The 26,782-nt window shown below is 46.5% G+C and carries 18 protein-coding genes, 3 tRNA genes and 3 rRNA genes; 15 read left to right on the top strand and 9 right to left on the bottom strand.

Annotation, left to right across the window (positions count from 1 at the left end; all coding sequences use genetic code 11):
* Positions 1-423: 423 nt before the first annotated feature.
* Both MTR11_RS00855 and MTR11_RS00860 read left to right on the top strand, forming a co-directional pair.
* Positions 424-978, top strand: coding sequence for a TMEM165/GDT1 family protein (locus MTR11_RS00855; RefSeq protein WP_012841256.1), 555 nt, complete (start codon positions 424-426; stop codon positions 976-978).
* 205 nt (positions 979-1,183) lie between these two features.
* Positions 1,184-1,444 (top strand): hypothetical protein, encoded by a 261-nt coding sequence (locus tag MTR11_RS00860; protein WP_031780377.1) that lies wholly within the window; start codon positions 1,184-1,186, stop codon positions 1,442-1,444.
* A 42-nt stretch (positions 1,445-1,486) separates the two neighbouring features.
* Here the strand turns inward: MTR11_RS00860 and tusA are convergent, their stop codons facing one another.
* Positions 1,487-1,735, bottom strand: coding sequence for a sulfurtransferase TusA (gene tusA / locus MTR11_RS00865; RefSeq protein ID WP_005394130.1), 249 nt, complete (start codon positions 1,733-1,735; stop codon positions 1,487-1,489).
* 133 nt (positions 1,736-1,868) lie between these two features.
* On the opposite strand from tusA, the gene MTR11_RS00870 reads away from it, so the two are divergent.
* Positions 1,869-2,051 carry a hypothetical protein gene (locus MTR11_RS00870; RefSeq protein ID WP_005394131.1) on the top strand — a complete coding sequence of 61 codons (183 nt, stop codon included), beginning with the start codon at positions 1,869-1,871 and terminating at the stop codon, positions 2,049-2,051.
* Between the two features lie 166 nt (positions 2,052-2,217).
* Entirely contained in the window at positions 2,218-3,162 is a 945-nt protein-coding gene (locus MTR11_RS00875) for a LysR family transcriptional regulator (protein ID WP_005378881.1), read from the top strand.
* A 51-nt stretch (positions 3,163-3,213) separates the two neighbouring features.
* Here MTR11_RS00875 and MTR11_RS00880 read toward each other — a convergent pair whose 3' ends face one another.
* The 3 genes from MTR11_RS00880 to fadB form a co-directional block, all read right to left on the bottom strand.
* Positions 3,214-4,194, bottom strand: coding sequence for an MDR family oxidoreductase (locus tag MTR11_RS00880; RefSeq protein WP_085344399.1), 981 nt, complete (start codon positions 4,192-4,194; stop codon positions 3,214-3,216).
* Positions 4,195-4,475: 281 nt separating this feature from the next.
* Entirely contained in the window at positions 4,476-5,651 is a 1,176-nt protein-coding gene (gene fadA, locus MTR11_RS00885; protein WP_006743176.1) for an acetyl-CoA C-acyltransferase FadA, read from the bottom strand.
* A gap of 14 nt (positions 5,652-5,665) precedes the next feature.
* Positions 5,666-7,837 (bottom strand): fatty acid oxidation complex subunit alpha FadB, encoded by a 2,172-nt coding sequence (gene fadB, locus MTR11_RS00890; RefSeq protein WP_243326888.1) that lies wholly within the window; start codon positions 7,835-7,837, stop codon positions 5,666-5,668.
* Between the two features lie 261 nt (positions 7,838-8,098).
* On the opposite strand from fadB, the gene MTR11_RS00895 reads away from it, so the two are divergent.
* The 9 genes from MTR11_RS00895 (at position 8,099) to rrf (ending at position 16,549) form a co-directional block, all read left to right on the top strand.
* The gene (locus MTR11_RS00895) at positions 8,099-8,722 is read left to right on the top strand and encodes a YigZ family protein (RefSeq protein ID WP_005378891.1); all 624 of its coding nucleotides are present in this window, start codon (positions 8,099-8,101) and stop codon (positions 8,720-8,722) included.
* Positions 8,723-8,768: 46 nt separating this feature from the next.
* Positions 8,769-10,226, top strand: coding sequence for a TrkH family potassium uptake protein (locus tag MTR11_RS00900; protein ID WP_124008248.1), 1,458 nt, complete (start codon positions 8,769-8,771; stop codon positions 10,224-10,226).
* Between the two features lie 9 nt (positions 10,227-10,235).
* Positions 10,236-10,763, top strand: coding sequence for a menaquinone-dependent protoporphyrinogen IX dehydrogenase (gene hemG / locus MTR11_RS00905; RefSeq protein WP_012841253.1), 528 nt, complete (start codon positions 10,236-10,238; stop codon positions 10,761-10,763).
* 468 nt (positions 10,764-11,231) lie between these two features.
* A 16S ribosomal RNA gene (locus MTR11_RS00910) occupies positions 11,232-12,784 on the top strand.
* Between the two features lie 90 nt (positions 12,785-12,874).
* Positions 12,875-12,950, top strand: a tRNA-Glu gene (locus tag MTR11_RS00915).
* A 2-nt stretch (positions 12,951-12,952) separates the two neighbouring features.
* Positions 12,953-13,028: transfer RNA gene (locus MTR11_RS00920), tRNA-Lys, on the top strand.
* 30 nt (positions 13,029-13,058) lie between these two features.
* Positions 13,059-13,134 (top strand) — tRNA-Val (locus tag MTR11_RS00925).
* 323 nt (positions 13,135-13,457) lie between these two features.
* A 23S ribosomal RNA gene (locus tag MTR11_RS00930) occupies positions 13,458-16,347 on the top strand.
* A gap of 85 nt (positions 16,348-16,432) precedes the next feature.
* Positions 16,433-16,549 (top strand): 5S ribosomal RNA (gene rrf / locus MTR11_RS00935).
* The 16S, 23S and 5S rRNA genes sit together here with 3 tRNA genes alongside, the layout of an rRNA operon.
* A 95-nt stretch (positions 16,550-16,644) precedes the next feature.
* Here the strand turns inward: rrf and ilvY are convergent.
* Positions 16,645-17,535, bottom strand: a complete 891-nt coding sequence (gene ilvY / locus MTR11_RS00940; RefSeq protein WP_243326889.1) for an HTH-type transcriptional activator IlvY — start codon at positions 17,533-17,535, stop codon at positions 16,645-16,647.
* A 143-nt stretch (positions 17,536-17,678) separates the two neighbouring features.
* On the opposite strand from ilvY, the gene ilvC reads away from it, so the two are divergent.
* Positions 17,679-19,163, top strand: coding sequence for a ketol-acid reductoisomerase (gene ilvC, locus MTR11_RS00945; RefSeq protein WP_005398179.1), 1,485 nt, complete (start codon positions 17,679-17,681; stop codon positions 19,161-19,163).
* Positions 19,164-19,345: 182 nt separating this feature from the next.
* On the opposite strand, the gene ubiK is transcribed toward ilvC, so the two are convergent.
* From ubiK to MTR11_RS00965, 4 genes are all read right to left on the bottom strand, one after another.
* Complete coding sequence (gene ubiK / locus MTR11_RS00950) at positions 19,346-19,597, bottom strand: ubiquinone biosynthesis accessory factor UbiK (RefSeq protein WP_005398178.1); 252 nt, start codon at positions 19,595-19,597, stop codon at positions 19,346-19,348.
* A gap of 131 nt (positions 19,598-19,728) precedes the next feature.
* A complete protein-coding gene (gene vmeD, locus MTR11_RS00955; protein ID WP_006743289.1) occupies positions 19,729-22,851 on the bottom strand; it encodes a multidrug efflux RND transporter permease subunit VmeD in 3,123 nt (1,040 codons plus the stop codon).
* Between the two features lie 12 nt (positions 22,852-22,863).
* The gene (locus MTR11_RS00960) at positions 22,864-23,967 is read right to left on the bottom strand and encodes an efflux RND transporter periplasmic adaptor subunit (protein ID WP_243326890.1); all 1,104 of its coding nucleotides are present in this window, start codon (positions 23,965-23,967) and stop codon (positions 22,864-22,866) included.
* An 18-nt stretch (positions 23,968-23,985) separates the two neighbouring features.
* On the bottom strand, positions 23,986-24,567 hold the full coding sequence (locus MTR11_RS00965; protein WP_005398171.1) for a TetR/AcrR family transcriptional regulator: 582 nt from the start codon (positions 24,565-24,567) through the stop codon (positions 23,986-23,988).
* Between the two features lie 168 nt (positions 24,568-24,735).
* Between MTR11_RS00965 and rep the strand changes: the two genes are divergently transcribed.
* Positions 24,736-26,751, top strand: a complete 2,016-nt coding sequence (rep, locus tag MTR11_RS00970) for a DNA helicase Rep (protein ID WP_005398170.1) — start codon at positions 24,736-24,738, stop codon at positions 26,749-26,751.
* Positions 26,752-26,782 lie beyond the last annotated feature (31 nt).

The raw sequence follows: 26,782 nt of genomic DNA on the forward strand, positions 1-26,782 counted from the left end.
ACTCTAACAACGGCGATAAAGAGTAATTACGGTTGAATAAATTAACAATCTAGTATAACCAGATATTGAGCATGGGAGTAGAGCTAATCTTGATTAATTCGTGGGCGATTTTCTCCTTTAATGAATTTTTACCGCGTTATCTGCTGTATTTTTCTTAAAAGGGAGTTTTTGCCTGCTTTGGCTCTTGAGAAGCGCAACAAAGGTGGCTAGAATTGCGCCTGTCTTTGGGGAGTAGCTTACCTGATGAAGTTTCTGTTTCATCTGGTTCGTCCGTCAACATAATTGGTGCAAAATCACCATGGCGTTCGAGACTTGAAGCCTTTCAAGTTTAGCAAGACCTTAGACAAATCATCACGAACCGGGGTAGGGGCGTGAGGTTTGTCTTTGGTTAAATATAATAATCCCTGCCCCAATGAGCATGTCGTGAGCGTTTTAGCTATTTCAATTACTACTGTAGCGTTAGCAGAAATTGGCGATAAGACCCAATTGCTATCTCTATTACTCGCAAGTCGTTACCGCAAACCAATACCAATTATTGCAGCAATCTTTTTGGCAACCATTGCCAACCACGCTTTGGCTGCATGGTTAGGTGTGGTTGTTGCTGACTATTTATCACCTGATATTTTAAAGTGGGTGCTGGTGGTCAGTTTTGTCGCGATGGCGGCTTGGGTGTTGATTCCTGATAAGTTGGATGATGACGAACAGATTTCAAACCGAGGTCCTTTCATTGCCAGCTTTATTGCTTTCTTTGTGGCTGAGATTGGTGATAAAACTCAGATCGCCACTTCTATCCTAGGCGCGCAATACGCGGATGCGCTGAGTTGGGTCATACTTGGTACGACCATTGGTATGTTGTTGGCTAACGTGCCTGTGGTGTTAATTGGTAAGCTTTCAGCAGACAAGATGCCTCTGGGTTTGATTCGTAAAGTCACCGCTATTTTGTTCGTGTTGTTGGCGATTGGTGCGGCCTTCTTTTAATGTTTTAGGCGGATAACGCAGCCTGAAAATGGAAAATGTTATCCGCGAACAATCGTTAAAATGATGCAAATAATCAATAACTAGCGAATTAGTGGCGTAGCTCAAACTCTGACTTAAAATCGCTCCGTAGCGTGACGGATGACATATTAGTGTCATACTTGTCATGGTAGTTTAATGGTGTGAATGATAGCGAGAGGGCAAGTTTATGCTTACACGTTACATGGGGATGACCCCAAAGAGTCAGAGTTATTTATTCACCTTTGGTTTGGCGCTGTGCTTGTTAGCGATGGTACTGACTGATATGTGGTTGCCGATTGTGGCAGGATCGTTCGTTCTTACTGGATTAACAGTAGAGGCGTGGATTCGCGTAGCCCACATCATTCCTATGCATGAAGAGATGCGGGCAATGAAAAAACAACTCAACAAGCTCCAATCAGAAGTTCGCACACTCGAATACGATGAATAAACAAACGGCAGCCAATCGGCTGCCGTTTTTAATTCGACCAGATTACTCCAATCCTTTCTTGATCAGGTACTGATACGGAACTTGCTCCGTTTGTGCTGCAATTAATTGGTGATCCATAAAACGGCAGAAACTCGGAATGTCTCGAGTCGTGGATGGGTCATCTGCTTTGACCAGCAAAATCTCACCATCTTGCATGTTGCGAATTGTCTTCCTGACCATCATCACTGGCTCTGGGCAGCGCAGTCCTTCCGCCTCTAATGTCTTTGTTGCCAGTTCAGGATTAAAGCTCATAGTGTGATTCTCGTAACTAACTTAGCGGTGAATTCTACGTTCGTTGAAAAAATATTCAATAACCACTTGGCAAACGGAATTTTTTGTTTTACCTTAAATTAACAATTTGGTAACAACTGGCAAGGAAGAGGCAATGTTAACAGCGTTAGACAGACTTACGATTTACTCCGTACTTTGTTTTATCTCGTTTTGTGCTTTGGTACTCAGAACGCCAGCTGACACCTCTTTGATGCCTCTTGTAGGCATGGTTGCCACTATTATTGGGATTTGGATCGAGATGCGCAAATGGTCAGGTGCATCTGAGCAAGAAAATTAGCGCTTTTTGCTTCGATCAGAATACTTTAATAACGCTCACCTATTTTTACCGACACTTCATTCCGACACTATCCCCATTTTTCTTGGGCTTCCCCGCTGAAAGGCGGGATTTTTTTTGCCTGAAGAGTACAATTTACCCAAACACATACAAAATAAGTGGCTAATTCGTGGAACTGGAAGACATCTATCGCCGAGATTTAAATTTACTGGTTGCGTTGCGAGTACTGATAGAGGAAAACAGTGTCAGTAAGGCAGCAACACGTCTGAACTTGAGTCAATCGGCAATGAGTCGTGTGCTTGGTCGTCTGCGTGACTTATTGGGAGATCCGCTGTTTACTCGTCAGGGACAGCATTTGATCCCAACTCAGAAAGCGTTAGAGATCGATCGCTCATTGGGCGAGCCATTAGAGTCTTTACGTCAGTTGTTATCTCCGGTTGAGTTTGACCCATTGCAATGCGTGCAGACTTTCAACATCGTGACCACCGACTATGCCATGCAAACGATCTTACCGTTCGCTTTGCCGAGAATTTACCAAGAAGCGCCAAACGTGTCTTTCAACTTCTTACCACTGCAACACGACCGTTTATCAGATCAGCTCACTTATGAAGGTGCAGACTTAGCGATTTGTCGCCCGACAGGCCCGGTGGAGCCTCTACGCAGTGAAGTGTTGGGGCGAGTGGGGGTGCTGTGTATGCTTTCAAAACAGCATCCATTAGCGGATAAAGAAATGAGCTTGGATGATTATCTGAGTCATCCACATGCCATGATCGCCATCAGTGATGGTGTTAAGGCACTGATCGAACAAGCTTTGATGGAGAAACCTAAGCGTAAAATGGTTCTGCGGGCTTATCATTTAGAAGCCGCATTGGCGATCATGGATACCTTGCCAATTATCATCACAGTGCCAGCGGACTTGGCGTATCTGGTTGCCGAGCGTTATGACTTGGTGGTGAAACCATTACCATTCCAATTTACTCCATTTGAATACTCGATGATTTGGCATGCGCGTTGCGAGCATTCCCCTGCTCAAGAATGGTTAAGAACGATTGTGCGTGAAGAATGTAGCCGTCTAATAGCTAAGCGTATCGAAGATATGGGACTAAACTGCTAACAAAAAGAGCCAGCAATGCCGGCTCTTCGTCTGTTTACGCTGAGTCAGTGTTTATAGCTTGATAACCACACGACCTGTTACTTGACCGTTGGTGATGTCTTCTGCGTATTTTGGTGCTTCTGCTAGTTCTACTTCAGTACATGCTTGCTCGAAATAGCTGTCTGGTAGTAGTTCAACCAGTTTTTCCCATGCTGCGATGCGTTTCTCTGTTGGACACATTACTGAGTCCACACCTTGTAGACGAACGTTACGTAGGATGAACGGCATCACTGTAGTTGGTAGATCAAAACCACCTGCAAGACCACAAGCGGCGACTGCACTGTTGTAATCCATTTGCGCCAGTACTTTTGCTAGTACTTTGCTGCCGACGGTATCTACCGCACCTGCCCATACTTGCTTTTCAAGTGGACGTGCTGGTTCCTCAAATTCAGTACGGTCGATGATGCGGCTAGCACCTAGTTTTTCAAGTAGCGGGCCGTTTGTCTCTACACGTCCTGTCACTGCAGCAACTTTGTAGCCAAGCTGTGCTAGGAGCGTTACTGCAACCGAGCCTACGCCGCCACTTGCGCCCGTTACTAGGATTTCACCAGCTTCAGGTTTGATGCCTGCATCAAGCAGTGCTTGAACACATAGCATACCAGTGAAGCCAGCAGTACCAACCATCATTGCTTTCTTGCTGTCTAGACCTTTTGGTAGTGGCACGAGCCAATCCGCTTTTAGACGAGCACGTTGAGCCATGCCACCCCAATGGTTTTCACCCACGCCCCAGCCAGTTAAGACCACTTTGTCACCAGCTTGGTAACGCGAATCTTCAGAACTTACAACCGTACCCGCTAGATCAATGCCAGGTACCATCGGGAAGTTACGGATGATTTTACCTTTACCTGTGATCGCCAAACCATCTTTGTAATTCAACGATGAGTAATCGACTTCAACCAGAACGTCACCTTCCGGCAGTTGTGTTTCATCGATTTGCTCGATACTAGCGATAGTGCGTTTGTCTTCTTGGTTTAGAACTAGAGCATTAAACATAAGGTTCTCCGAAATTGCGTTAGCGTGACTCAGTTGCCACATACAGCAAGATATTAACTGTCTATAAGTCTATGTCTTCTCTATCTATGAATAAAATGAAAGTTACTCATTTTATGTATGCTTTGTATGCATATTTACTGTGTTTGGCGTAAAACAAAGGGCGACATCTGATGTCGCCCTTAAGTGTAATACTAAATTATTTTAGTATTTATTCATTTCATGCTGGTTGTTGAGTAGATCACTACGACCATCGTCGTTTTGATCCTACTTCACCCCAAGCGTTAAGGCCTCTCAAATACGGTCGCTATACCCTGACCCAAACCGATACACATAGTGGCTAGACCATATTTCGCATCTTTCGCTTCCATTAGGTTGATCAACGTTGTTGAGATGCGTGAACCAGAACAGCCTAGTGGATGACCCAATGCTATCGCACCACCGTTAAGGTTGACCTTCTCATCCATCACATCAAGCAGGCCTAAGTCTTTAGCACACGGCAGAGACTGCGCTGCAAATGCTTCGTTTAGCTCAACCACATCCATGTCTTCAATTGAAAGACCGGCACGCTTGAGCGCTTTTTTCGTCGCCGGTACAGGACCGTAACCCATAATAGAAGGATCGCAGCCCGCAATGGCCATGCCTTTAATACGTGCACGAATCTTCAAGCCAAGCTCATTGGCTTTCTCTTCACTCATGATCAACATCGCTGATGCACCATCGGACAGCGCCGATGAAGTACCGGCTGTTACTGTACCGTTTGCAGGGTCGAACACTGGGCGAAGTTGAGATAGACCTTCAACGGATGTTTCAGGGCGAATCACTTCATCATAGTCGAGAGTAAACAGTGTACCGTCAGCCGCATGGCCTTCAATTGGTAGGATTTCGTTTTTAAAGCGACCCTCTACGGTTGCTGCGTGCGCACGAGCGTGAGAGCGCGCGGCAAACTCGTCTTGTTGCTCACGGCTAATGCCATGTAATTTACCAAGCATTTCAGCCGTTAAGCCCATCATGCCCGCAGCTTTTGCTACGTTCTTTGACATACCAGGGTGAAAGTCTACACCGTGGTTCATTGGCACATGCCCCATGTGCTCAACGCCACCAATTAGGCAGATTTCAGCATCGCCAGTCATGATGGCACGTGTGCCGTCATGCAGCGCTTGCATGGATGAGCCACACAAACGGTTAACCGTTACAGCGCCAATTTCAATCGGCAGGCCCGCGAGTAGCGCGGCATTACGTGCAACGTTAAAGCCTTGCTCTAGTGTTTGCTGTACACAGCCCCAGTAGATGTCTTCAATCTCGCTTGGGTTCACTTGTGGGTTACGTGCAAGAATGCCTTTCATTAGACGCGCAGATAGATCTTCTGCTCGTGTATGACGGAAAGCACCACCTTTAGAGCGACCCATTGGAGTACGTAGACAATCGACTACGACAACATTTCTTGTTTGATTAGTCATTTTAGAATCCCTCCTTAGATAGAACCTTGCTGTTGTGCACCGTAAAAGCTTTCACCTTTCGCCGCCATATCAATCAACATTTGCGGTACTTGGTACATCGCACCTAGCTCGGCGTGTTGTTTTGCCATTTCAACGTATTCAGCAATACCCACGCTGTCTAGATAGCGGAATACGCCACCGCGGAATGGAGGGAAACCAAGACCATAAACCAATGCCATGTCTGCTTCCTGCGGAGTCGCGATGATGCCTTCTTGAAGGCACAGCACAACTTCGTTGATCATTGGAATCATCATACGTTGAATGATGATCTCATCGTCAAAGTCCTGCTTATCGGCACAAACGTCAGCGAGCACCGGCAAGATCTCTTCAGAGAAGGTTTTCTTCGGCTTACCTTTTTTATCTATGGTGTAGCTGTAGAAGCCATTACCATTCTTCTGACCATATTTGTCTGCTTCGAATAGTGCATCAATCGCATCACGACCTTGTTTACCCATACGCTCAGGGAAACCCTCTGCCATCACAGCTTGTGCGTGGTGCGCGGTATCAATGCCGACTACGTCAAGCAAGTACGCCGGTCCCATCGGCCAGCCAAACTTACGCTCCATGACTTTGTCGATTTTCGTAAAGTCAGCACCATCACGAAGTAGCATGCTGAAGCCGCCAAAGTATGGGAACAATACGCGGTTAACGAAGAACCCTGGGCAGTCATTAACGACAATTGGTGATTTGCCCATTTTCGCAGCATACGCCACAACACGATTGATGGTTTCATCAGAGGTGTGCTCACCACGGATGATCTCAACAAGAGGCATACGATGCACTGGGTTGAAGAAGTGCATACCACAGAAGTTTTCTGGGCGTTTTAGTGATTTTGCCAATAGGTTGATAGGAATCGTCGAGGTGTTTGAGGTGATAACGGTGTCGTCACCGACATGGGATTCAACTTCACTCAAAACCGCCGCTTTTACTTTCGGGTTTTCAACGACAGCTTCAACAATCACATCAGAGTTTTCAATACCTGCGTAATGTAGGCTCGGTGTGATTGACGCTAAAATACCCGCCATCTTAAAGCCATCAATGCGACCGCGAGATAAGCGTTTATTCAGCAGCTTAGATGCTTCAGTCATGCCTAGGTCGAGCGACGCTTGCGCGATGTCTTTCATTAAGACAGGCACACCTTTTAGCGCTGATTGGTAAGCAATGCCGCCACCCATGATACCTGCACCTAATACGGCTGCACGTTGCGTGTCTTTACTTGCTGACTTCGCTGCTTTTTTCGCAATGCCTTTGATGTATTGATCGTTAAGGAATAGGCCAACGAGTGATTTTGCTTCTTCCGACTTAGCCAATTTCACGAAGTGCTTACGTTCAATGTCTAACGCTTCATTACGTGCAAAGCGAGCACCTTCTTCAATCGTGATAACGGCTGTCATTGGGGCAGGGTAATGAGGACCTGCTTTTTGTGCCACCAGACCCTTCGCCATGGTGAAGCTCATCATTGATTCAAGCTTACTCAGCGTTAGCGGAGATGTTTTCTGTGCTCGGCGTGCTTGCCAGTCAAGTTTCTCGTTAATTGCAGAGTTAAGAGTTTGTAGTGCTGATTCGTATAAAGCATCAGTCTCTACAACAGCATCGAGTAAGCCAATTTTCAATGCTTCATCAGCTCGGCATGCTTTGCCTTGGGTGATGATTTCCATTGCGCTGTCTGCGCCAATAACGCGAGGTAAGCGTACACAACCACCAAAGCCTGGCATGATTCCCAGTTTCGTTTCTGGTAGGCCGATGCTGGTGGTTTTGTCACCAATACGCATGTCTGTTGCTAGTACACATTCACAACCGCCACCAAGAGCGTGGCCTTTGATCACTGAGATGGTCGGAACGGGTAAGTCTTCTAATTTGTTAAAGATGCTGTTAGCAAATTGCAGCCATTGGTCGAGCTCGGCATCCGTTTTAGCAAACAGACCTAAAAACTCGGTAATGTCTGCGCCTACAATGAATGCGTCTTTATCTGAAGTGAGCAACAACCCCTTGAGGCCTTGATGGGCAATGAGCGCATCAAGAGCTTTATCTAGCGATTCCAATGTCGCTAGGTCGAGTTTGTTGACGGATTTTGGAGAGCAGAAGCTTAGCTCTGCAATACCATCTTGTATTTCCTTTACCTGTAGGGTTTCGGCTTGGTAAATCATTGTCTATCTCCATGACATACAATCGTGGATTGTCTGTATACCTATTTCAACGACGCCGTGTACCTCGGCAAATAGGTATCGAGGAAGTCGTTTTATTTTTGTTCTGGTTTGACCAGTAAAGTTAGTTTGGATCGTGGATTGTCTAATTTCAATACATTTTTTAAACAAGTGTTTAACATTGTGCGCTGTGGCAGATCTTATGCGACGGGTAAATCACACTCGTGATAGACTTCAGGCAAATAGACCTGAATCCATAATCCTATGAATGACAAGCCTTATCTGATTCCAGCAGAGCCCGCTCAATTTGAAGAAGAAATTAAAAAGAGCGTCTTCATTACTTATTTGGCACACACGCCAAGTATCGAAGCTGCAAAAGCATTTGTTGATCAAATCAAAGCTAAACACGCTGATGCCAGACATAACTGTTGGGGCTTTGTTGCAGGTCGCCCGGAAGATTCAATGAAATGGGGCTTTAGTGATGATGGGGAGCCGTCCGGAACTGCAGGCAAACCGATCTTGGCGCAGCTGTCTGGCTCTGGGGTGGGGGAGATCACGGCAGTGGTCACGCGATACTCTGGTGGAATCAAGTTAGGTACAGGCGGCTTGGTTAAAGCGTATGGGGGTGGGGTACAACAAGCGCTCAAGCTGCTTCAAACTATTGAGAAAAAAATAACCACAAAGCTCAGACTAACGTTAGACTATGGGTTTATGCCGATCGCACAGTCAATCATGCCGCAATTTGGTGCGATAGAAGTCGAGGCTGAATACAGCGATCAGGTGGTATTAGTGGTGGAAATTGAGCTTCGAGAAGTGAGCGCGTTTACCCAAGCAATCATCAATAAAAGCGGGGCAAAGGCAATTGTCACTCCGCTAGACGGACAATAATGAAAAACAGGAAGCAACAGGGACAGCTTCGCTAGTCAATTTATCCATGCAATTTCGTTCAATTATTCGAATCGTCGGGCTACTGCTCGCACTCTTTAGTGTCACTATGCTTGCGCCAGCACTCGTTGCGCTGATCTATCGAGATGGTGCAGGTGTGCCTTTTGTCACGACATTTTTTGTTCTGCTGTTTTGTGGGGCCGTTTGTTGGTACCCAAACCGCAGGTATAAGCACGAGCTTAAAGCTCGAGATGGCTTTCTTATTGTCGTTCTGTTCTGGACAGTACTTGGCAGCGCAGGCTCGATCCCCTTTCTAATTGCTGACAACCCGAACGTCTCAGTGACAGATGCGTTTTTTGAATCGTTTTCTGCTCTCACGACGACTGGGGCGACCGTTATTGTTGGTTTGGATGAGTTACCTAAAGCAATTCTATTCTATCGACAGTTATTGCAGTGGTTCGGCGGTATGGGAATCATCGTATTAGCGGTGGCGATTTTGCCAGTACTTGGCATTGGTGGTATGCAGCTTTACCGCGCTGAGATCCCTGGCCCAGTAAAGGACACTAAAGTGACGCCGCGCATAGCAGAAACCGCTAAAGCGCTTTGGTACATCTATTTGAGTCTGACTATCGCCTGTGCTTCGGCTTTTTGGTTAGCTGGTATGACGCCATTTGACGCCATCAGTCACAGCTTTTCAACCATTGCCATTGGTGGCTTCTCTACCCACGATGCCAGCATCGGATACTTTGATAGTTACGCGATTAACCTGATTACGGTGGTTTTTCTGCTTATATCTGCATGTAACTACACGCTGCACTTTGCTGCATTTGCATCAGGTGGTGTGCATCCCAAGTATTACTGGAAAGATCCTGAGTTTCGCGCTTTCTTGTTTATTCAAGTGCTGCTATTTGTCGTTTGTTTCCTATTATTACTGAAACACCACTCTTACACATCGACATACGATGCTTTCGATCAGGCTCTGTTCCAAACCGTGTCAATTTCGACAACAGCGGGCTTTACGACGACGGGTTTTGCGGACTGGCCGCTCTTCTTACCTGTACTGCTATTGTTCTCCTCTTTTATCGGTGGTTGTGCTGGTTCAACAGGCGGCGGCATGAAAGTGATTCGTATCCTGCTTCTTACCTTACAAGGTGCGCGTGAACTAAAACGTTTAGTCCATCCGCGCGCGGTTTACACCATCAAAGTAGGTGGCAGTGCCCTACCGCAACGTGTTGTCGATGCGGTTTGGGGCTTCTTCTCCGCATACGCATTGGTATTTGTGGTTTGTATGTTGGGGTTGATTGCAACAGGAATGGATGAGCTCAGTGCGTTCTCTGCGGTGGCTGCGACTCTGAACAACCTCGGTCCTGGTTTGGGAGAAGTGGCGCTTCACTTTGGTGATGTTAACGACAAAGCAAAATGGGTATTGATAGTTTCTATGCTGTTTGGTCGTTTGGAAATCTTTACCTTACTTATTCTACTTACGCCGACGTTTTGGCGTAGCTAAGGGGAAATCGTGGCAAAAGCATTATTTCTATACTCTTCCCGCGAAGGGCAGACTAAAAAAATTCTCCACTATATAGATGAACAACTTCCAGACTTCGAGTGTGAGCTGGTGGATTTACATAATGTCGAGACGATTGACTTCAGTCAATACGACAGAGTGTTGATAGGTGCCTCTATTCGTTATGGTCATCTTAATAAAAAGCTATACCAGTTTATTGAGCGAAATCTCAATCAATTGGAGCAAAATAAAGTGGCATTTTTCTGCGTAAACCTAACCGCTCGTAAAGAGGACCAAGGAAAGGATACACCTGAAGGTAGTGCTTACATTCGCAAGTTTCTAATTAAGTCGCCTTGGAAACCAACGCTAATCGGTGTTTTTGCTGGTGCACTTTATTACCCACGTTACAGCTGGTTCGACAGAACTATGATTAGGTTCATTATGTCGATGACAGGTGGCGAAACTGATACGACCAAAGAAGTGGAATACACCAATTGGGAAAAAGTGGCTCTTTTCGCAGATAAATTCAGAGAACTGTAGAAATAACGTGCTCTTTTGACCGCTTTTGATGCAAATTTATCCGAACGATAAAAAAATCAAAAAAAACGAGAAAAAGGGCTTGCCAATGTGATCGCAATCTCTATAATGCCACCTCGCTGACACGGCAACGCTTCGAAAGAAACGAAGTCGAGGTGAGCAAGCCAAATTAGCCAAACGGAAACGCTTGAAGAAAGTTTGAAAAAAGTGATTGACACTAAACTTTAACTCGCTAAAATGGCCGTCCTGTTTTGAGCGAAGCTCAACAGGAAAAGCTCTTTAACAATATAGACCTATCAATCTGTGTGGGCACTCGTTGATGATAATCCAATTAGAAATTTCTCTTAATAAAGAGCGGTTTCAAATTAGGTTTCAATGAAACGAAGTGACCATTGAATCTTCGGATTCAGCACAGTCAATTCAAACATTACTTATGTAATGTTCAGTATTCATTGAGCCGAACAAAATCTTAAATTGAAGAGTTTGATCATGGCTCAGATTGAACGCTGGCGGCAGGCCTAACACATGCAAGTCGAGCGGAAACGAGTTATCTGAACCTTCGGGGAACGATAACGGCGTCGAGCGGCGGACGGGTGAGTAATGCCTAGGAAATTGCCCTGATGTGGGGGATAACCATTGGAAACGATGGCTAATACCGCATGATGCCTACGGGCCAAAGAGGGGGACCTTCGGGCCTCTCGCGTCAGGATATGCCTAGGTGGGATTAGCTAGTTGGTGAGGTAAGGGCTCACCAAGGCGACGATCCCTAGCTGGTCTGAGAGGATGATCAGCCACACTGGAACTGAGACACGGTCCAGACTCCTACGGGAGGCAGCAGTGGGGAATATTGCACAATGGGCGCAAGCCTGATGCAGCCATGCCGCGTGTATGAAGAAGGCCTTCGGGTTGTAAAGTACTTTCAGTCGTGAGGAAGGCGGCGTCGTTAATAGCGGCGTTGTTTGACGTTAGCGACAGAAGAAGCACCGGCTAACTCCGTGCCAGCAGCCGCGGTAATACGGAGGGTGCGAGCGTTAATCGGAATTACTGGGCGTAAAGCGCATGCAGGTGGTTTGTTAAGTCAGATGTGAAAGCCCGGGGCTCAACCTCGGAATAGCATTTGAAACTGGCAGACTAGAGTACTGTAGAGGGGGGTAGAATTTCAGGTGTAGCGGTGAAATGCGTAGAGATCTGAAGGAATACCGGTGGCGAAGGCGGCCCCCTGGACAGATACTGACACTCAGATGCGAAAGCGTGGGGAGCAAACAGGATTAGATACCCTGGTAGTCCACGCCGTAAACGATGTCTACTTGGAGGTTGTGGCCTTGAGCCGTGGCTTTCGGAGCTAACGCGTTAAGTAGACCGCCTGGGGAGTACGGTCGCAAGATTAAAACTCAAATGAATTGACGGGGGCCCGCACAAGCGGTGGAGCATGTGGTTTAATTCGATGCAACGCGAAGAACCTTACCTACTCTTGACATCCAGAGAACTTTCCAGAGATGGATTGGTGCCTTCGGGAACTCTGAGACAGGTGCTGCATGGCTGTCGTCAGCTCGTGTTGTGAAATGTTGGGTTAAGTCCCGCAACGAGCGCAACCCTTATCCTTGTTTGCCAGCGAGTAATGTCGGGAACTCCAGGGAGACTGCCGGTGATAAACCGGAGGAAGGTGGGGACGACGTCAAGTCATCATGGCCCTTACGAGTAGGGCTACACACGTGCTACAATGGCGCATACAGAGGGCGGCCAACTTGCGAAAGTGAGCGAATCCCAAAAAGTGCGTCGTAGTCCGGATTGGAGTCTGCAACTCGACTCCATGAAGTCGGAATCGCTAGTAATCGTGGATCAGAATGCCACGGTGAATACGTTCCCGGGCCTTGTACACACCGCCCGTCACACCATGGGAGTGGGCTGCAAAAGAAGTAGGTAGTTTAACCTTCGGGGGGACGCTTACCACTTTGTGGTTCATGACTGGGGTGAAGTCGTAACAAGGTAGCGCTAGGGGAACCTGGCGCTGGATCACCTCCTTATACGATGATTATTGCGATGAGTGTTCACACAGATTGATATGGTTTATGAAGTTTAAGAGATAGAACATCCCCCAAGATGTTCAACTTAGTGTCCCGTTCGTCTAGAGGCCTAGGACACCGCCCTTTCACGGCGGTAACAGGGGTTCGACTCCCCTACGGGATACCATTGGGTCGTTAGCTCAGTTGGTAGAGCAGTTGACTTTTAATCAATTGGTCGCAGGTTCGAATCCTGCACGACCCACCATTCTTCTCCACGAAGAATTAAAACTTATGTGGGCGATTAGCTCAGTTGGGAGAGCACCTGCCTTACAAGCAGGGGGTCACTGGTTCGAGCCCGGTATCGCCCACCATTCTCTAAGTATTTTTGGAATAAAACGTCCAAACCAGAACAAGCAATTGATACTGGTTGGCATTTTTGACTCTGAAAGTCTTTAGAAAATGTAACTTCCTTGTGAAGCAACATAGCTCTTTAACAATTTGGAAAGCTGACAAAACAACAATTTATTGTTGTTTGTAAAGTTCTCAAAGTATTCATTTATGAATACAACTAAAAACACATTCAAGTGTTCTTGGAATTTGAGTCCGGCAAAATCGATATGTCTCTCGCTCATTCAAATAATGAGAGACAACTTTGGTGATTTGAACATCAACTCGAAACTCCTTCGGGTTGTATGGTTAAGTGACTAAGCGTACACGGTGGATGCCTTGGCAGTCAGAGGCGATGAAGGACGTATTAACTTGCGATAAGCCCAGATTAGGTAGTAAAAACCACTTGAGTCTGGGATTTCCGAATGGGGAAACCCACTTACATAAGTAAGTATCGTTATGTGAATACATAGCATAACGAGGCGAACCGGGGGAACTGAAACATCTAAGTACCCCGAGGAAAAGAAATCAACCGAGATTCCGAAAGTAGCGGCGAGCGAAATTGGACTAGCCCTTAAGCTTTATAGGCGTTAGGTGAACAAGCTGGAAAGCTTGGCGATACAGGGTGATAGCCCCGTAACTGACGACGCATATTCAGTGAAATCGAGTAGGGCGGGACACGTGATATCCTGTCTGAATATGGGGGGACCATCCTCCAAGGCTAAATACTACTGACTGACCGATAGTGAACCAGTACCGTGAGGGAAAGGCGAAAAGAACCCCTGTGAGGGGAGTGAAATAGAACCTGAAACCGTGTACGTACAAGCAGTAGGAGCAGGCTTGTCCTGTGACTGCGTACCTTTTGTATAATGGGTCAGCGACTTATATTCAGTGGCAAGGTTAACCATCTAGGGGAGCCGTAGGGAAACCGAGTCTTAACTGGGCGTTCAGTCTCTGGATATAGACCCGAAACCAGGTGATCTAGCCATGGGCAGGTTGAAGGTTGAGTAACATCAACTGGAGGACCGAACCGACTAATGTTGAAAAATTAGCGGATGACTTGTGGCTAGGGGTGAAAGGCCAATCAAACCTGGAGATAGCTGGTTCTCCCCGAAAGCTATTTAGGTAGCGCCTCGGACGAATACTACTGGGGGTAGAGCACTGTTAAGGCTAGGGGGTCATCCCGACTTACCAACCCTTTGCAAACTCCGAATACCAGTAAGTACTATCCGGGAGACACACGGCGGGTGCTAACGTCCGTCGTGGAGAGGGAAACAACCCAGACCGCCAGCTAAGGTCCCAAATTACTACTAAGTGGGAAACGATGTGGGAAGGCTCAGACAGCCAGGATGTTGGCTTAGAAGCAGCCATCATTTAAAGAAAGCGTAATAGCTCACTGGTCGAGTCGGCCTGCGCGGAAGATGTAACGGGGCTAAGTAGTAAACCGAAGCTGCGGCAATGCACTTTAGTGCATTGGGTAGGGGAGCGTTCTGTAAGCGGTTGAAGGTGTGTGGTAACGCATGCTGGACGTATCAGAAGTGCGAATGCTGACATGAGTAACGATAAAGGGGGTGAAAAACCTCCTCGCCGGAAGACCAAGGGTTCCTGTCCAACGTTAATCGGGGCAGGGTAAGTCGACCCCTAAGGCGAGGCCGAAAGGCGTAGTCGATGGGAAACGGGTTAATATTCCCGTACTTCTTACAATTGCGATGGGGGGACGGAGAAGGCTAGGTGGGCCTGGCGACGGTTGTCCAGGTTCAAGTGCGTAGGCTGAAGAGTTAGGTAAATCCGGCTCTTCTTAAGGCTGAGACACGACGTCGAGCATCTACGGATGTGAAGTCATTGATGCCATGCTTCCAGGAAAAGCCTCTAAGCTTCAGATTGTAAGGAATCGTACCCCAAACCGACACAGGTGGTCGGGTAGAGAATACCAAGGCGCTTGAGAGAACTCGGGTGAAGGAACTAGGCAAAATGGTACCGTAACTTCGGGAGAAGGTACGCTCTCGACGGTGAAGTCCCTCGCGGATGGAGCTATTGAGAGTCGCAGATACCAGGTGGCTGCAACTGTTTATTAAAAACACAGCACTGTGCAAAATCGCAAGATGACGTATACGGTGTGACGCCTGCCCGGTGCCGGAAGGTTAATTGATGGGGTTAGACTTCGGTCGAAGCTCTTGATCGAAGCCCCGGTAAACGGCGGCCGTAACTATAACGGTCCTAAGGTAGCGAAATTCCTTGTCGGGTAAGTTCCGACCTGCACGAATGGCGTAATGATGGCCACGCTGTCTCCACCCGAGACTCAGTGAAATTGAAATCGCTGTGAAGATGCAGTGTACCCGCGGCTAGACGGAAAGACCCCGTGAACCTTTACTACAGCTTGGCACTGAACATTGACCCTACATGTGTAGGATAGGTGGGAGGCTTTGAAGCGCAGTCGCTAGATTGCGTGGAGCCGTCCTTGAAATACCACCCTTGTAGTGTTGATGTTCTAACGTCGACCCCTTATCGGGGTTGCGGACAGTGCCTGGTGGGTAGTTTGACTGGGGCGGTCTCCTCCCAAAGCGTAACGGAGGAGCACGAAGGTGGGCTAATCACGGTTGGACATCGTGAGGTTAGTGCAATGGCATAAGCCCGCTTGACTGCGAGAATGACAATTCGAGCAGGTGCGAAAGCAGGTCATAGTGATCCGGTGGTTCTGAATGGAAGGGCCATCGCTCAACGGATAAAAGGTACTCCGGGGATAACAGGCTGATACCGCCCAAGAGTTCATATCGACGGCGGTGTTTGGCACCTCGATGTCGGCTCATCACATCCTGGGGCTGAAGTCGGTCCCAAGGGTATGGCTGTTCGCCATTTAAAGTGGTACGCGAGCTGGGTTTAGAACGTCGTGAGACAGTTCGGTCCCTATCTGCCGTGGGCGTTGGAGAATTGAAAGGGGCTGCTCCTAGTACGAGAGGACCGGAGTGGACGAACCTCTGGTGTTCGGGTTGTGTCGCCAGACGCATTGCCCGGTAGCTAAGTTCGGGATCGATAACCGCTGAAAGCATCTAAGCGGGAAGCGAGCCTTGAGATGAGTTCTCCCTGATACTTTAAGTATCCTAAAGGGTTGTCGTAGACTACGACGTTGATAGGCAGGGTGTGTAAGCGTTGTGAGGCGTTGAGCTAACCTGTACTAATTGCCCGTGAGGCTTAACCATACAACACCCAAGGGGTTTTGATGGACTCAATGAAAGAACATTGAATGTGTAAGAACGAAAACAGCTTTCCGAATTAAAGAATTTGCTTGGCGACCATAGCGTTTTGGACCCACCTGACTTCCATGCCGAACTCAGAAGTGAAACGAAATAGCGCCGATGGTAGTGTGGGGCTTCCCCATGTGAGAGTAGGACATCGCCAGGCTTTAAATTTGAAAAAGCCCACTCGAAAGAGTGGGCTTTTTTGCGTTTCTGGGTTTTGAAAATTACCTAAGCACTCAGAACTCAAAACATCTATCGTTAAGGTGTAATGTATTTACTCTCTGCCACTTTCCAAAAAGCCTTCACTAATGGATTCTCTAACTGATTTTTGTTGCAGCAGACACCAAGTTCAAAAGGCTTAATTGGCAACACTTTTAAGCGATTTATCTTCTCTCTCACCGGGCTATTGTTGATCACGACATCAGGTGCGATACCTACACCGCATCCTAGTGCAACCATACTTACGATGGCTTCATGCCCTGACGTTTGCGCGTAGATATTCGGCTTTATTTTCATTTGTTTGAGCCAAGTATTGGCTCTATCTCTTGCTGTCCCTGCTTCTGGGAGAATGAATGGAATGACTGACCAGTTTGGTCTTTCTTTTTGTAGCTCCTCCGCAAATGAACTCACGCCGACAGGAGCGATGACAGAAAGCGGTATTTCACTGATCGTTTCAAATGCGATTTTGCTTGGCATCTGCTCAGATTTGGCTGAGATGGCAATATCGGCTTCATCTGCTAGAATTTTGTCGATTGCTTGAGCCGGGTCGCCGGTTGATAGCTTAAATTCGATAAAAGGATGCTGCAGACGAAAATCAGAGATTAACTCTGGCAGGTGGCTGTAGCTTGCAGTAACCGAACAAAAGAGACGGATTTCTCCTTTCAACTCGTCCTCTGCTCCTTTTAGGTGACTTTGGTACTGCTGCCATTCGCCAAGAATTTTTAAGGCGACAGGAACCAGTTTTTTGCCTTGGCTCGTTAAATCAACGCTGCGATTGTCCCGCAAAAATAATTGTTGGCTAGTTTCTTCCTCTAGCTTTTGTACTTGTCTGCTCAAGGCTGAAGGACTTACATGCATCGCTGCTGCGGTCTTAGCGAAACTTTTACTCTCACACAGATGAATAAAAAGTTGCAGGCTTTTGATATTCATTAAATCTTCATTTCCATGTTGCACAAATTGCAATAACTAATTGTGAATATATCACTTTAAGCAATTTAATGTCTGTTTTAGTATGAAGTTATTCGGTAAGGCAATTACCGACCTCAATGGAAGAATCTCAAAGGAGCACCCAGATGGCTAATTATTTCAATACCTTAAACTTGCGCGAGCAGTTGGACCAATTAGGTCGTTGTCGCTTTATGGACCGTAGCGAATTTGCTTCAGAAGCGGATTACTTAAAAGGCAAGAAAGTGGTCATCGTAGGTTGTGGTGCTCAAGGTCTTAACCAAGGTCTGAATATGCGTGACTCTGGTCTAGACGTTGCTTATGCGCTTCGCCAAGCAGCGATTGATGAGCAACGCCAGTCATTCAAAAACGCAAAAGACAACGGTTTTGAGGTTGGTAGCTACGAAACGCTAATTCCGCAAGCTGACCTAGTAGTAAACCTTACTCCAGATAAGCAGCACACAAACGTTGTTGAGACGATAATGCCGCTAATGAAAGAAGGCGCAGCGCTAGGTTACTCACACGGTTTCAACGTTGTTGAAGAAGGCATGCAAATCCGTAAAGACCTAACGGTAGTAATGGTTGCACCTAAATGTCCGGGTACGGAAGTTCGTGAAGAATACAAGCGTGGTTTCGGTGTACCGACTCTTATCGCTGTTCACCCAGAGAACGACCCAAAAGGTGAAGGTTGGGATATCGCGAAAGCTTGGGCTGCAGCAACAGGTGGTCACCGTGCAGGCTGTCTAGAGTCTTCTTTTGTTGCTGAGGTGAAATCTGACCTAATGGGTGAGCAAACTATCCTTTGTGGCATGTTGCAGGCTGGTTCTATCGTATGTTACGAGAAGATGATTGCTGACGGTATCGAACCTGGCTACGCAGGCAAGCTTCTTCAATACGGCTGGGAAACGATCACGGAAGCTCTGAAGTTTGGTGGTATCACTCATATGATGGATCGCCTAACTAACCCTGCGAAAGTAAAAGCATTTGAACTTTCTGAAGAGCTAAAAGAGCTGATGCGTCCGCTATACAACAAGCACATGGATGACATCATCACAGGTCACTTCTCTAGCACGATGATGGCTGACTGGGCAAACGACGATGCAAACCTACTAGGCTGGCGTGCAGAAACGGGTGAAACTGCTTTCGAAAACTACCCAGAAACTGACGTAGAAATTTCTGAGCAGGAGTACTTCGATAACGGTATCCTGATGGTTGCTATGGTTCGTGCGGGTGTTGAGCTAGCATTTGAAGCGATGACCGCTTCTGGCATCATCGATGAGTCTGCTTACTACGAGTCTCTACACGAGCTGCCACTTATCGCAAACACTATCGCACGTAAGCGTTTATACGAGATGAACGTGGTTATCTCTGATACGGCTGAATATGGTAACTACCTATTTGCTAATGTAGCAACGCCGCTACTGCGTGAAAAATTCATGCCTTCTGTTAGTACAGACGTCATTGGTAAAGGTCTAGGTGAAACTTCTAACCAAGTGGATAACGCGACTCTTATCGCTGTGAATGAAACAATCCGCAACCACCCTGTAGAATATATCGGTGAAGAACTACGTGGTTATATGACAGATATGAAGCGCATCGCGGTTGGTGGCTAATTTTCTTTGCTTCAAAGTAGAGAAAATATTAAATGAACTCTGGCCAGACTGGAGTCGATAAATACAAAAACACAACATCTAATCAAAAGGCTTGGTCGCCGTTGACCAAGCCTTTTTATTTTTAGCCGATTTATCTGCGCGCCGATAAGAAAAACGCTCCTTTATGAGGAGCGTTTTAACACTTATTTTTCTGCAAGCTTCTCTTCAAGCTCCGCCAATTTCTGTTCCATTTCTGTCAGCTTTTGACGCGTGCGCAGTAAAACTTGAGTTTGAACATCAAACTCTTCGCGGCTTACGACATCTAACTTATTCAGTTGGCCTTGGATTACTTGGCGAACCTTCTGATCAACATCAGAGCCTAACTCTTTTACAGGTTGAGGCATTGAGTCGTGAATCTGTTTAGCAATTTGCTCTAATTTCTTTGGGTCAAACATAGTGGCTAAAACTCCTTTTGATTTGTCCTCATTTTAAGTAAATGATACGTGAAAGTCGCCATTTAGATGGCAAAAAAGAGAGCGGCAATAAAAAAGGTCACCGAAGTGACCTTTTTGAATGCCTTAAAAGCTTATCTGTTATCCGCTAATTCACGGTGGGCTGCTTTCGCTTCATCAACTCGTGCCAATTTCTCCAAGTCTTTGTCTTCAACAAATACTGGCAGTGGTTTGTGTTTTTCTGCTAGGTAGCTGTAAATCACAGGTAGTACGAATAGTGTGAACAATGTACCAATTGCTAGACCAGCAACGATGACGATACCGATACTGAAACGTTGTGCGGCGCCTGCACCTGTTGCGTACATCAGCGGGATCAGACCTGCGATCATTGCTGCGGTTGTCATTAGGATAGGGCGAAGACGCACTTTCGCAGCCTCCATCACCGCATCAATACGAGACAGTTTATTATGTAACTGCTCTTCTTTGGCTACTTCACAGATCAAGATACCGTGCTTGGTGATCAGGCCGACCAGCGTGATCAAACCAACCTGTGAGTAGATGTTCATTGAGGCCGTACCCCACGCCAACGCGATCAAGGCACCACATATTGCTAGCGGTACAGATACCATGATGACAATAGGGTCGCGGAGTGATTCAAATTGAATCGCCAGAACGAGGAAGATGATCGCAAGTGCAAGGCCAAAGGTTGCATACAAGGCACTACCTTCTGTCACAAACTGACGAGATTCGCCCATGTAATCGTGGTTATAGCCTGCAGGCAGTTTGGTTTGTGCGATATTTTCAAACCAATTAACTGCATCTCCCATCGAGACACCAGGGCCAGTAACTGCACCTACAGTCGCTGAGTTTAACTGGTTGAAGTGTGGCAAAGAGCGAGGCTCGGCCACCACATCGATGGTAATCAGACTACCTAATGGAACCGCTTTACCATCTACAGAGCGTACATAGTAGTTCTTCATCGATTCTGGGTTTAGACGCCATTTACGCTCAACCTGAGGAATTACCTCATAAGAACGGCCATTTAGGTCGATACGGTTTACATAGCCATCTGCCATCATCGTACTGAGGGTGATACCAATGTCTTGCATAGTCACACCGTAGGCACCCGCTTTGTCTTTATCGATCTTGATCTTCATCGTTGCAGAATCATATTTCAGATCCAGATCGGAATAGACAAACATTGGACTGCTTGCTACTTCTGACAGAATGTCATTTGCAACGGTAAACAAACTTTCAAAGTTGTTTGGTGTTGTAATTACGAACTGTACAGGAAGGCCTGAACCAGCACCTGGTAGCTCCGGCATTTCGTAGGCAGCAATAGACATTCCCGGAATGCTCGAAACAAGCCCACCAACACGCTGTTTGATTTCTGCTTGGCTCGCTTCTCGTTCGCCCCATGGTTTGAGTGTAGCTAAACCAAACGCTTGATTAGAATCCGGAACACCGTTAAATACCTGAGCGTATTCTACTTCTGGTTGATCAGAGAGAATCTTATTCACATCATCCATGGTGTTTTGGATGTAGTCCAAATTCGAATTCGATGGTGCGGTCCCTATGAGCACAACAACACCTTTATCTTCAGAAGGAGCTAGTTCACTAGGAATAAACTTGAATAAAACAGGTAGGCTTGCAAATACAATAATGGCAAATACGATCACCACTGGTCGGCTCGCCATTACTGCTTTTAACATATTTGCGTAGCGATTAGTCATGCCATCAAGGATATGGTGAACTTTTTGCTCAAACTTGCTCGGCTTTTCGTTCGCCTTCAGCATCTTTGAACACATCATAGGTGATAGCGTTAAAGCGATGATACCGGACACAAATACCGAACCTGCTAGCGTTAAAGCGAACTCTTTGAACAACGAGCCCGTAATACCGCCCATCAACGCGATTGGTGCGTATACCGCACCTAGCGTTAATGTCATCGCAATAACTGGCACAGCAATTTCGCGCGTACCAATGATTGCTGCACGGAATGGTGACTCGCCTTCTTTGATATGACGGTCCACGTTTTCTAGCACCACGATCGCGTCATCCACCACCAGGCCGATGGCAAGTACCATCGCTAGTAGTGTCATTAAGTTCCAAGAGAAGCCCATTGCCTGCATAACCATTGCCACACCAATCAAAGAGAGTGGAATAGTGACGATAGGAATGATGACCGCACGGAACGAACCTAGGAACAGTGTAATCACTACAAGTACGATAATTGCCGCTTCAAGAATCGTTTTCACTACTTCGTGAATTGACTCGTTGATCGCAATGGTAGAGTCGTACATCACGTTCATTTTGATGTTACTTGGTAAGTTGCGCTCAAGTTGAGGTAATAATTCAAGCACATCAGCAGCGATGTTGATTGGGTTGGCACTTGGCGCGGCGTTGATTGCAGCAACCACGGCTTCTTGGCCGTTTGCACTTGCACGGTAAACGTCGTGACTCTTCTCAAGTGTTACCTTCGCGATATCACCTAAGCGAATAACGTCCCCTTCACCCGTTTTTACGACCAACGCTTCAAGTTCAGCAACGTTTGATACCTGAGTATCCGCGCTACCGTTATAAAGCACGAACTCACCCGTCGCTTGACCCGTCGCAGATTGGTAGTTGTTGGCGTTAAGAACGCTCATCACATCCGTTGCAGTCAGCTTTAATGCGCCCATTTTGGCTGGATCTAGCCATACGCGCAGCGCGTATTTCATACCACCGTAAAGGTCGACTTTTGATACACCATTTACAGTGAATAGCTGTGGGTTGATTACACGCTCAAGGTAGTCGGTGATCTGGCTGGAAGACAACTCGTCACTGGTAAAACCAATATACAATACCGCGGTAGTTGAACCAGTCGACATCGTTACGGTTGGGTCTTCGGCTTCTTTTGGAAGCTGGGAACGTACCGAGTTAGTTTTCGCTAAGATGTCAGCCAATGCCGCGTTCGGGTCGGTATTCAACTTCATGTTGACGGTAATGGTAGATTTACCTAACACCGATTGCGAGGTCATATAATCAATATTATCGGCTTGCGCCACCGCTTGCTCCAATGGCTGAGTAATAAAGCCCTGGATCAAGTTGGCACTTGCACCGTAGTAACTGGTGGTCACGGTGACCACTGTATTCGTCATTTCAGGGTATTCACGAACTTGCATTTTGAACACGGCTTGCAAACCAAGCAATGCAATCAAAAAACTGATCGATACCGCTAAAACTGGACGTTTTATAAAAACATCTGTAAAGCGCATGATGCCTCCAACTTAAAGCATTGGTGTTTCAGCAGGTGGGGTAGTTGCATCGCTTTCGACAATGCTTACTTTTGCGTGGTTACTTAAACGGACTTGACCCGATGTCACCACTACATCACCTGGCTTCACGCCTTCTAGAATGTGTGCGATATCTTTAGAGCGTTCGCCAACTTTTACCACATGCTGCTTAACGCGTTTCTCGCCATCTTCTTCCGTTACGATGTAAACATTGTCGCCGTATAGCGTAAACGTGATCGCAGTTTGAGGCAGAGTGACCTGATTTTCTAATTTAGGCAGAATGATGTTTGCACGTGCGAACATACCACTACGCAGTTTGCCATCACTGTTAGGGATATCTGCTTGAACCTGAATCAAGCCACTTTGTACGTTAACCGCAGGCTCAATTGCAGAAATTGAACCTTTGAAAGGCTGATCTGGGTAGGCATCCACGAAGATATCCACTTCTTGGTCGATATTGATACGTGAAATATCGGTTTGCGGCACGGTAAAGCGTAAGCGCATCACGCTGGTGTCTTCCAGGCGAACAATATCAGTACCCGCTTGTAGGTACTGACCTAGGTACACGTTACGAATACCTACTACACCATCAAATGGCGCTTTGATTTCGCGTCGGTCGATGGTCGCTTTCAAGCTTTCAATGTCCGCTTTTAAGGAGAAGTAGTTCGCTTCTGCTTCGTCATACGCTTCTTTAGAAATAGAGCCTTTTTTAAATAGCCCTTGGTAGCGTTTGTATTTCGCTTCTGCTGCTGGCAACTTGGCTTGCGAGCTCTTTAAATTCGCTTTCTCAACGTCAGAGTCAAGCAGTACTAATGGCTGGCCTGCTTTGACTTGAGTACCGGAATCAAATGCGATTTTGTCGATAACACCGCTAGTTTCATTAGCAACGGTAACCCCTTGGTTTGGTTCAATAAAGCCAATTGCCTCTATAGCAGGAACCCAATCAACCGCTTGTACTTCAGTTACGGTTACTGGGAATGCTGGTTCAGGGCGATTGGCAAACTGTTCCATTTTGTCTTTGATATCAATTAGCCTGTATGTCACAACACTACCAAAAAGTAATAAAACAATTGATAGCATCAAAATCCACTTTTTCATTCTATTAAGAACTCCAAGTTAGTGTTTAATAATTGCATCCCAACTGGCTTCAATAGCAGCTTCTAATGCCGCCTTATCCAGCTGATAAAATCCCAAAGCGTGTTTCCTAGCAAGTGCAACACTTGCCTCAAAACTCAATCCAGAAAGCACTTCGTTATCGAGAGGCTTGAATACGCCCTCTTCTTTCCCCTGATTAAAAAGAAGATCTACTTGGGCAAACATTTGTCTTTCAAGTTCCCGAGCTTTGCTACTATTTGAACAGGGTAGAGACTCATATTGAACTCGATTGCTGAGCGCATTTAAATTCGAGCTCGCTAGATTCCAAATATTGAGCCACATGGTTCGATATCGCTGTTTTAAAGGCATCTCTTCACTCACGCCCAGTTGCACAGCCGTAGCGACACGCTTTGCAACGTTAAGGCGTAACTCCTCCAAAAGATGTTCTTTATCTGAGAAATAACGATAAATCGTTCCTGCTGCGACACCTGCTTCATTGGCGAGCTTTTGCATGGAAAGCCCTTGAAAGCCCGATTCAGCAATGAGTTGCTCTGCAGCGACTAAGATTTGTTCTCGCTTATCTACAGCAGGGTTATCCTTCATAATCCTACCACTAGTGAATGAACGTTCATTCATTATAGCTCAAATACCCGCCTTTTATGCAACAGAATGTTGCGCTTGTTGGTATGAAAATTACAAGAAATCAGCGTAGCTTTCACGAGGCCACCCCTTTATCATAGGCGCCACATTTATCACCCGCAGAGAATTTCTATGAAGCTGAACCCTAGTCAAGATGAAGCCGTGAAATACGTGTCTGGTCCATGCCTAGTGCTAGCTGGTGCTGGCTCGGGCAAAACTCGTGTTATTACCAATAAAATCGCTTATCTGGTTCAGCAATGTGGCTACAAAGCGCGTAATATTGCAGCGGTGACGTTTACCAACAAAGCGGCGCGTGAAATGAAAGAACGTGTCGGCCAAACGTTGGGGAAAGCCGAGTCTAAAGGTTTGATGGTATCAACGTTCCACACCTTGGGATTAAACATCATCAAACGCGAATACAAGCATTTAGGGTTGAAAGCGGGCTTTTCACTGTTTGATGACCAAGACCAACTGGCGCTACTCAAGGAACTTACCGAAAAGCAGCTTGATGGTGATAAAGATCTGCTACGTCAGCTTCTGAGTTGTATTTCCAATTGGAAAAACGACATGTTGACGCCAGAGCAAGCCAAAGCGCGTGCGCAAGGTGAGCAGCAACAATTGTTTGCGTTCTGCTTTGATATGTACCAAAAGCAAATGAAAGCCTATAACGCGCTCGATTTTGATGACCTAATTTTGATGCCCGTTTTACTTTTGCGCAATCATGAAGACGTTCGTCAACGTTGGCAGAACCGCATCCGTTATCTACTGGTCGATGAGTACCAAGATACCAACACGAGTCAATATGAGTTGGTGAAATTAATCGTCGGTGAACGTGGGCGATTGACGGTCGTAGGAGATGATGACCAGTCCATTTATTCATGGCGTGGTGCGAAGCCTCAGAACCTAGTCTTGCTGGGTGAAGATTACCCGAATTTGCGATTGATTAAGTTGGAGCAAAATTACCGCTCTACGAGTCGAATCCTGCGTGCGGCCAACATTTTGATAGCCAACAACCCTCACGTCTATGAGAAGTCCTTATTTTCAGAAATTCCTGACGGTGAAAAACTCAAAGTGTTGTTGGCTAAAAATGAAGAGCATGAGGCTGAGCGTGTCACGGGGGAGTTGATTGCACACAAATTCTTGAATCGAACCGACTATCGTGATTACGCAATTTTGTACCGTGGTAACCACCAATCACGCTTAATTGAAAAGTCTCTAATGCAAAACCGTGTGCCGTATAAAATTTCTGGTGGCACCTCGTTTTTTGCACGAGCAGAAATTAAAGACATCATGGCGTATTTGCGCGTTTTGGTTAACCCAGATGACGACAATGCATTCTTACGCATTGTGAATACACCACGACGTGAAATTGGCCCAGTAACTTTAGAAAAGCTAGGCAGTTATGCCAATATGCGTGGGAAGAGCCTGTTTGAGTCGAGTTTTGAAATGGGGCTCGAACAGCACTTAACGGGACGCGGCCTGGAAAACTTACGTCGTTTCACCCAATGGTTAGTGGCGATTGCTGACCAAGCTGAGCGTGGCGATACCGTCGAAGCGGTTCGCTCCTTGGTTCGCGATATCCATTACGAAGATTGGTTATACGAAACTTCAGCAAGCCCGAAAGCCGCTGAAATGCGAATGAAGAACGTTTCTGATCTTTACTCCTGGATAGTGGCGGACCTAGAAGGTGACAACTACGATCAAGAAGAGAAAACGTTAAAAGAAGTCGTTCAGCGTTTGACCTTGCGTGACATGATGGAACGTGGCGAAGAAGATGAAGACAGCGATGCAGTACAACTGATGACGCTGCATGCATCAAAAGGCCTTGAGTTCCCATATGTATACTTAATTGGGTCTGAAGAAGGTATTTTACCGCACCAAACCAGTATTGATGAAGATAACGTCGAAGAAGAGCGTCGTCTGATGTATGTTGGCATTACCCGTGCGCAGCGTGAACTGACTTTCACTATGTGCAAAGAGCGTCGACAGTTCGGCGAGTTGATCAAACCGACGCAAAGCCGCTTTTTGGATGAGTTGCCATTTGATGACGTTGAATGGGAAGTAAACAAAAAGCCAGTATCAGCAGAAGAGCGTATGGCGAAAGGTCAGGCACACATTGCCAATATTCGAGCAATGTTTAAGAAGTAGAGTAACCTTGTTCTCACTGACTAAAAACAAA

This window comes from Vibrio sp. CCB-PB317 (assembly GCF_022808245.1).
Taxonomy (GTDB): domain Bacteria; phylum Pseudomonadota; class Gammaproteobacteria; order Enterobacterales; family Vibrionaceae; genus Vibrio; species Vibrio diabolicus.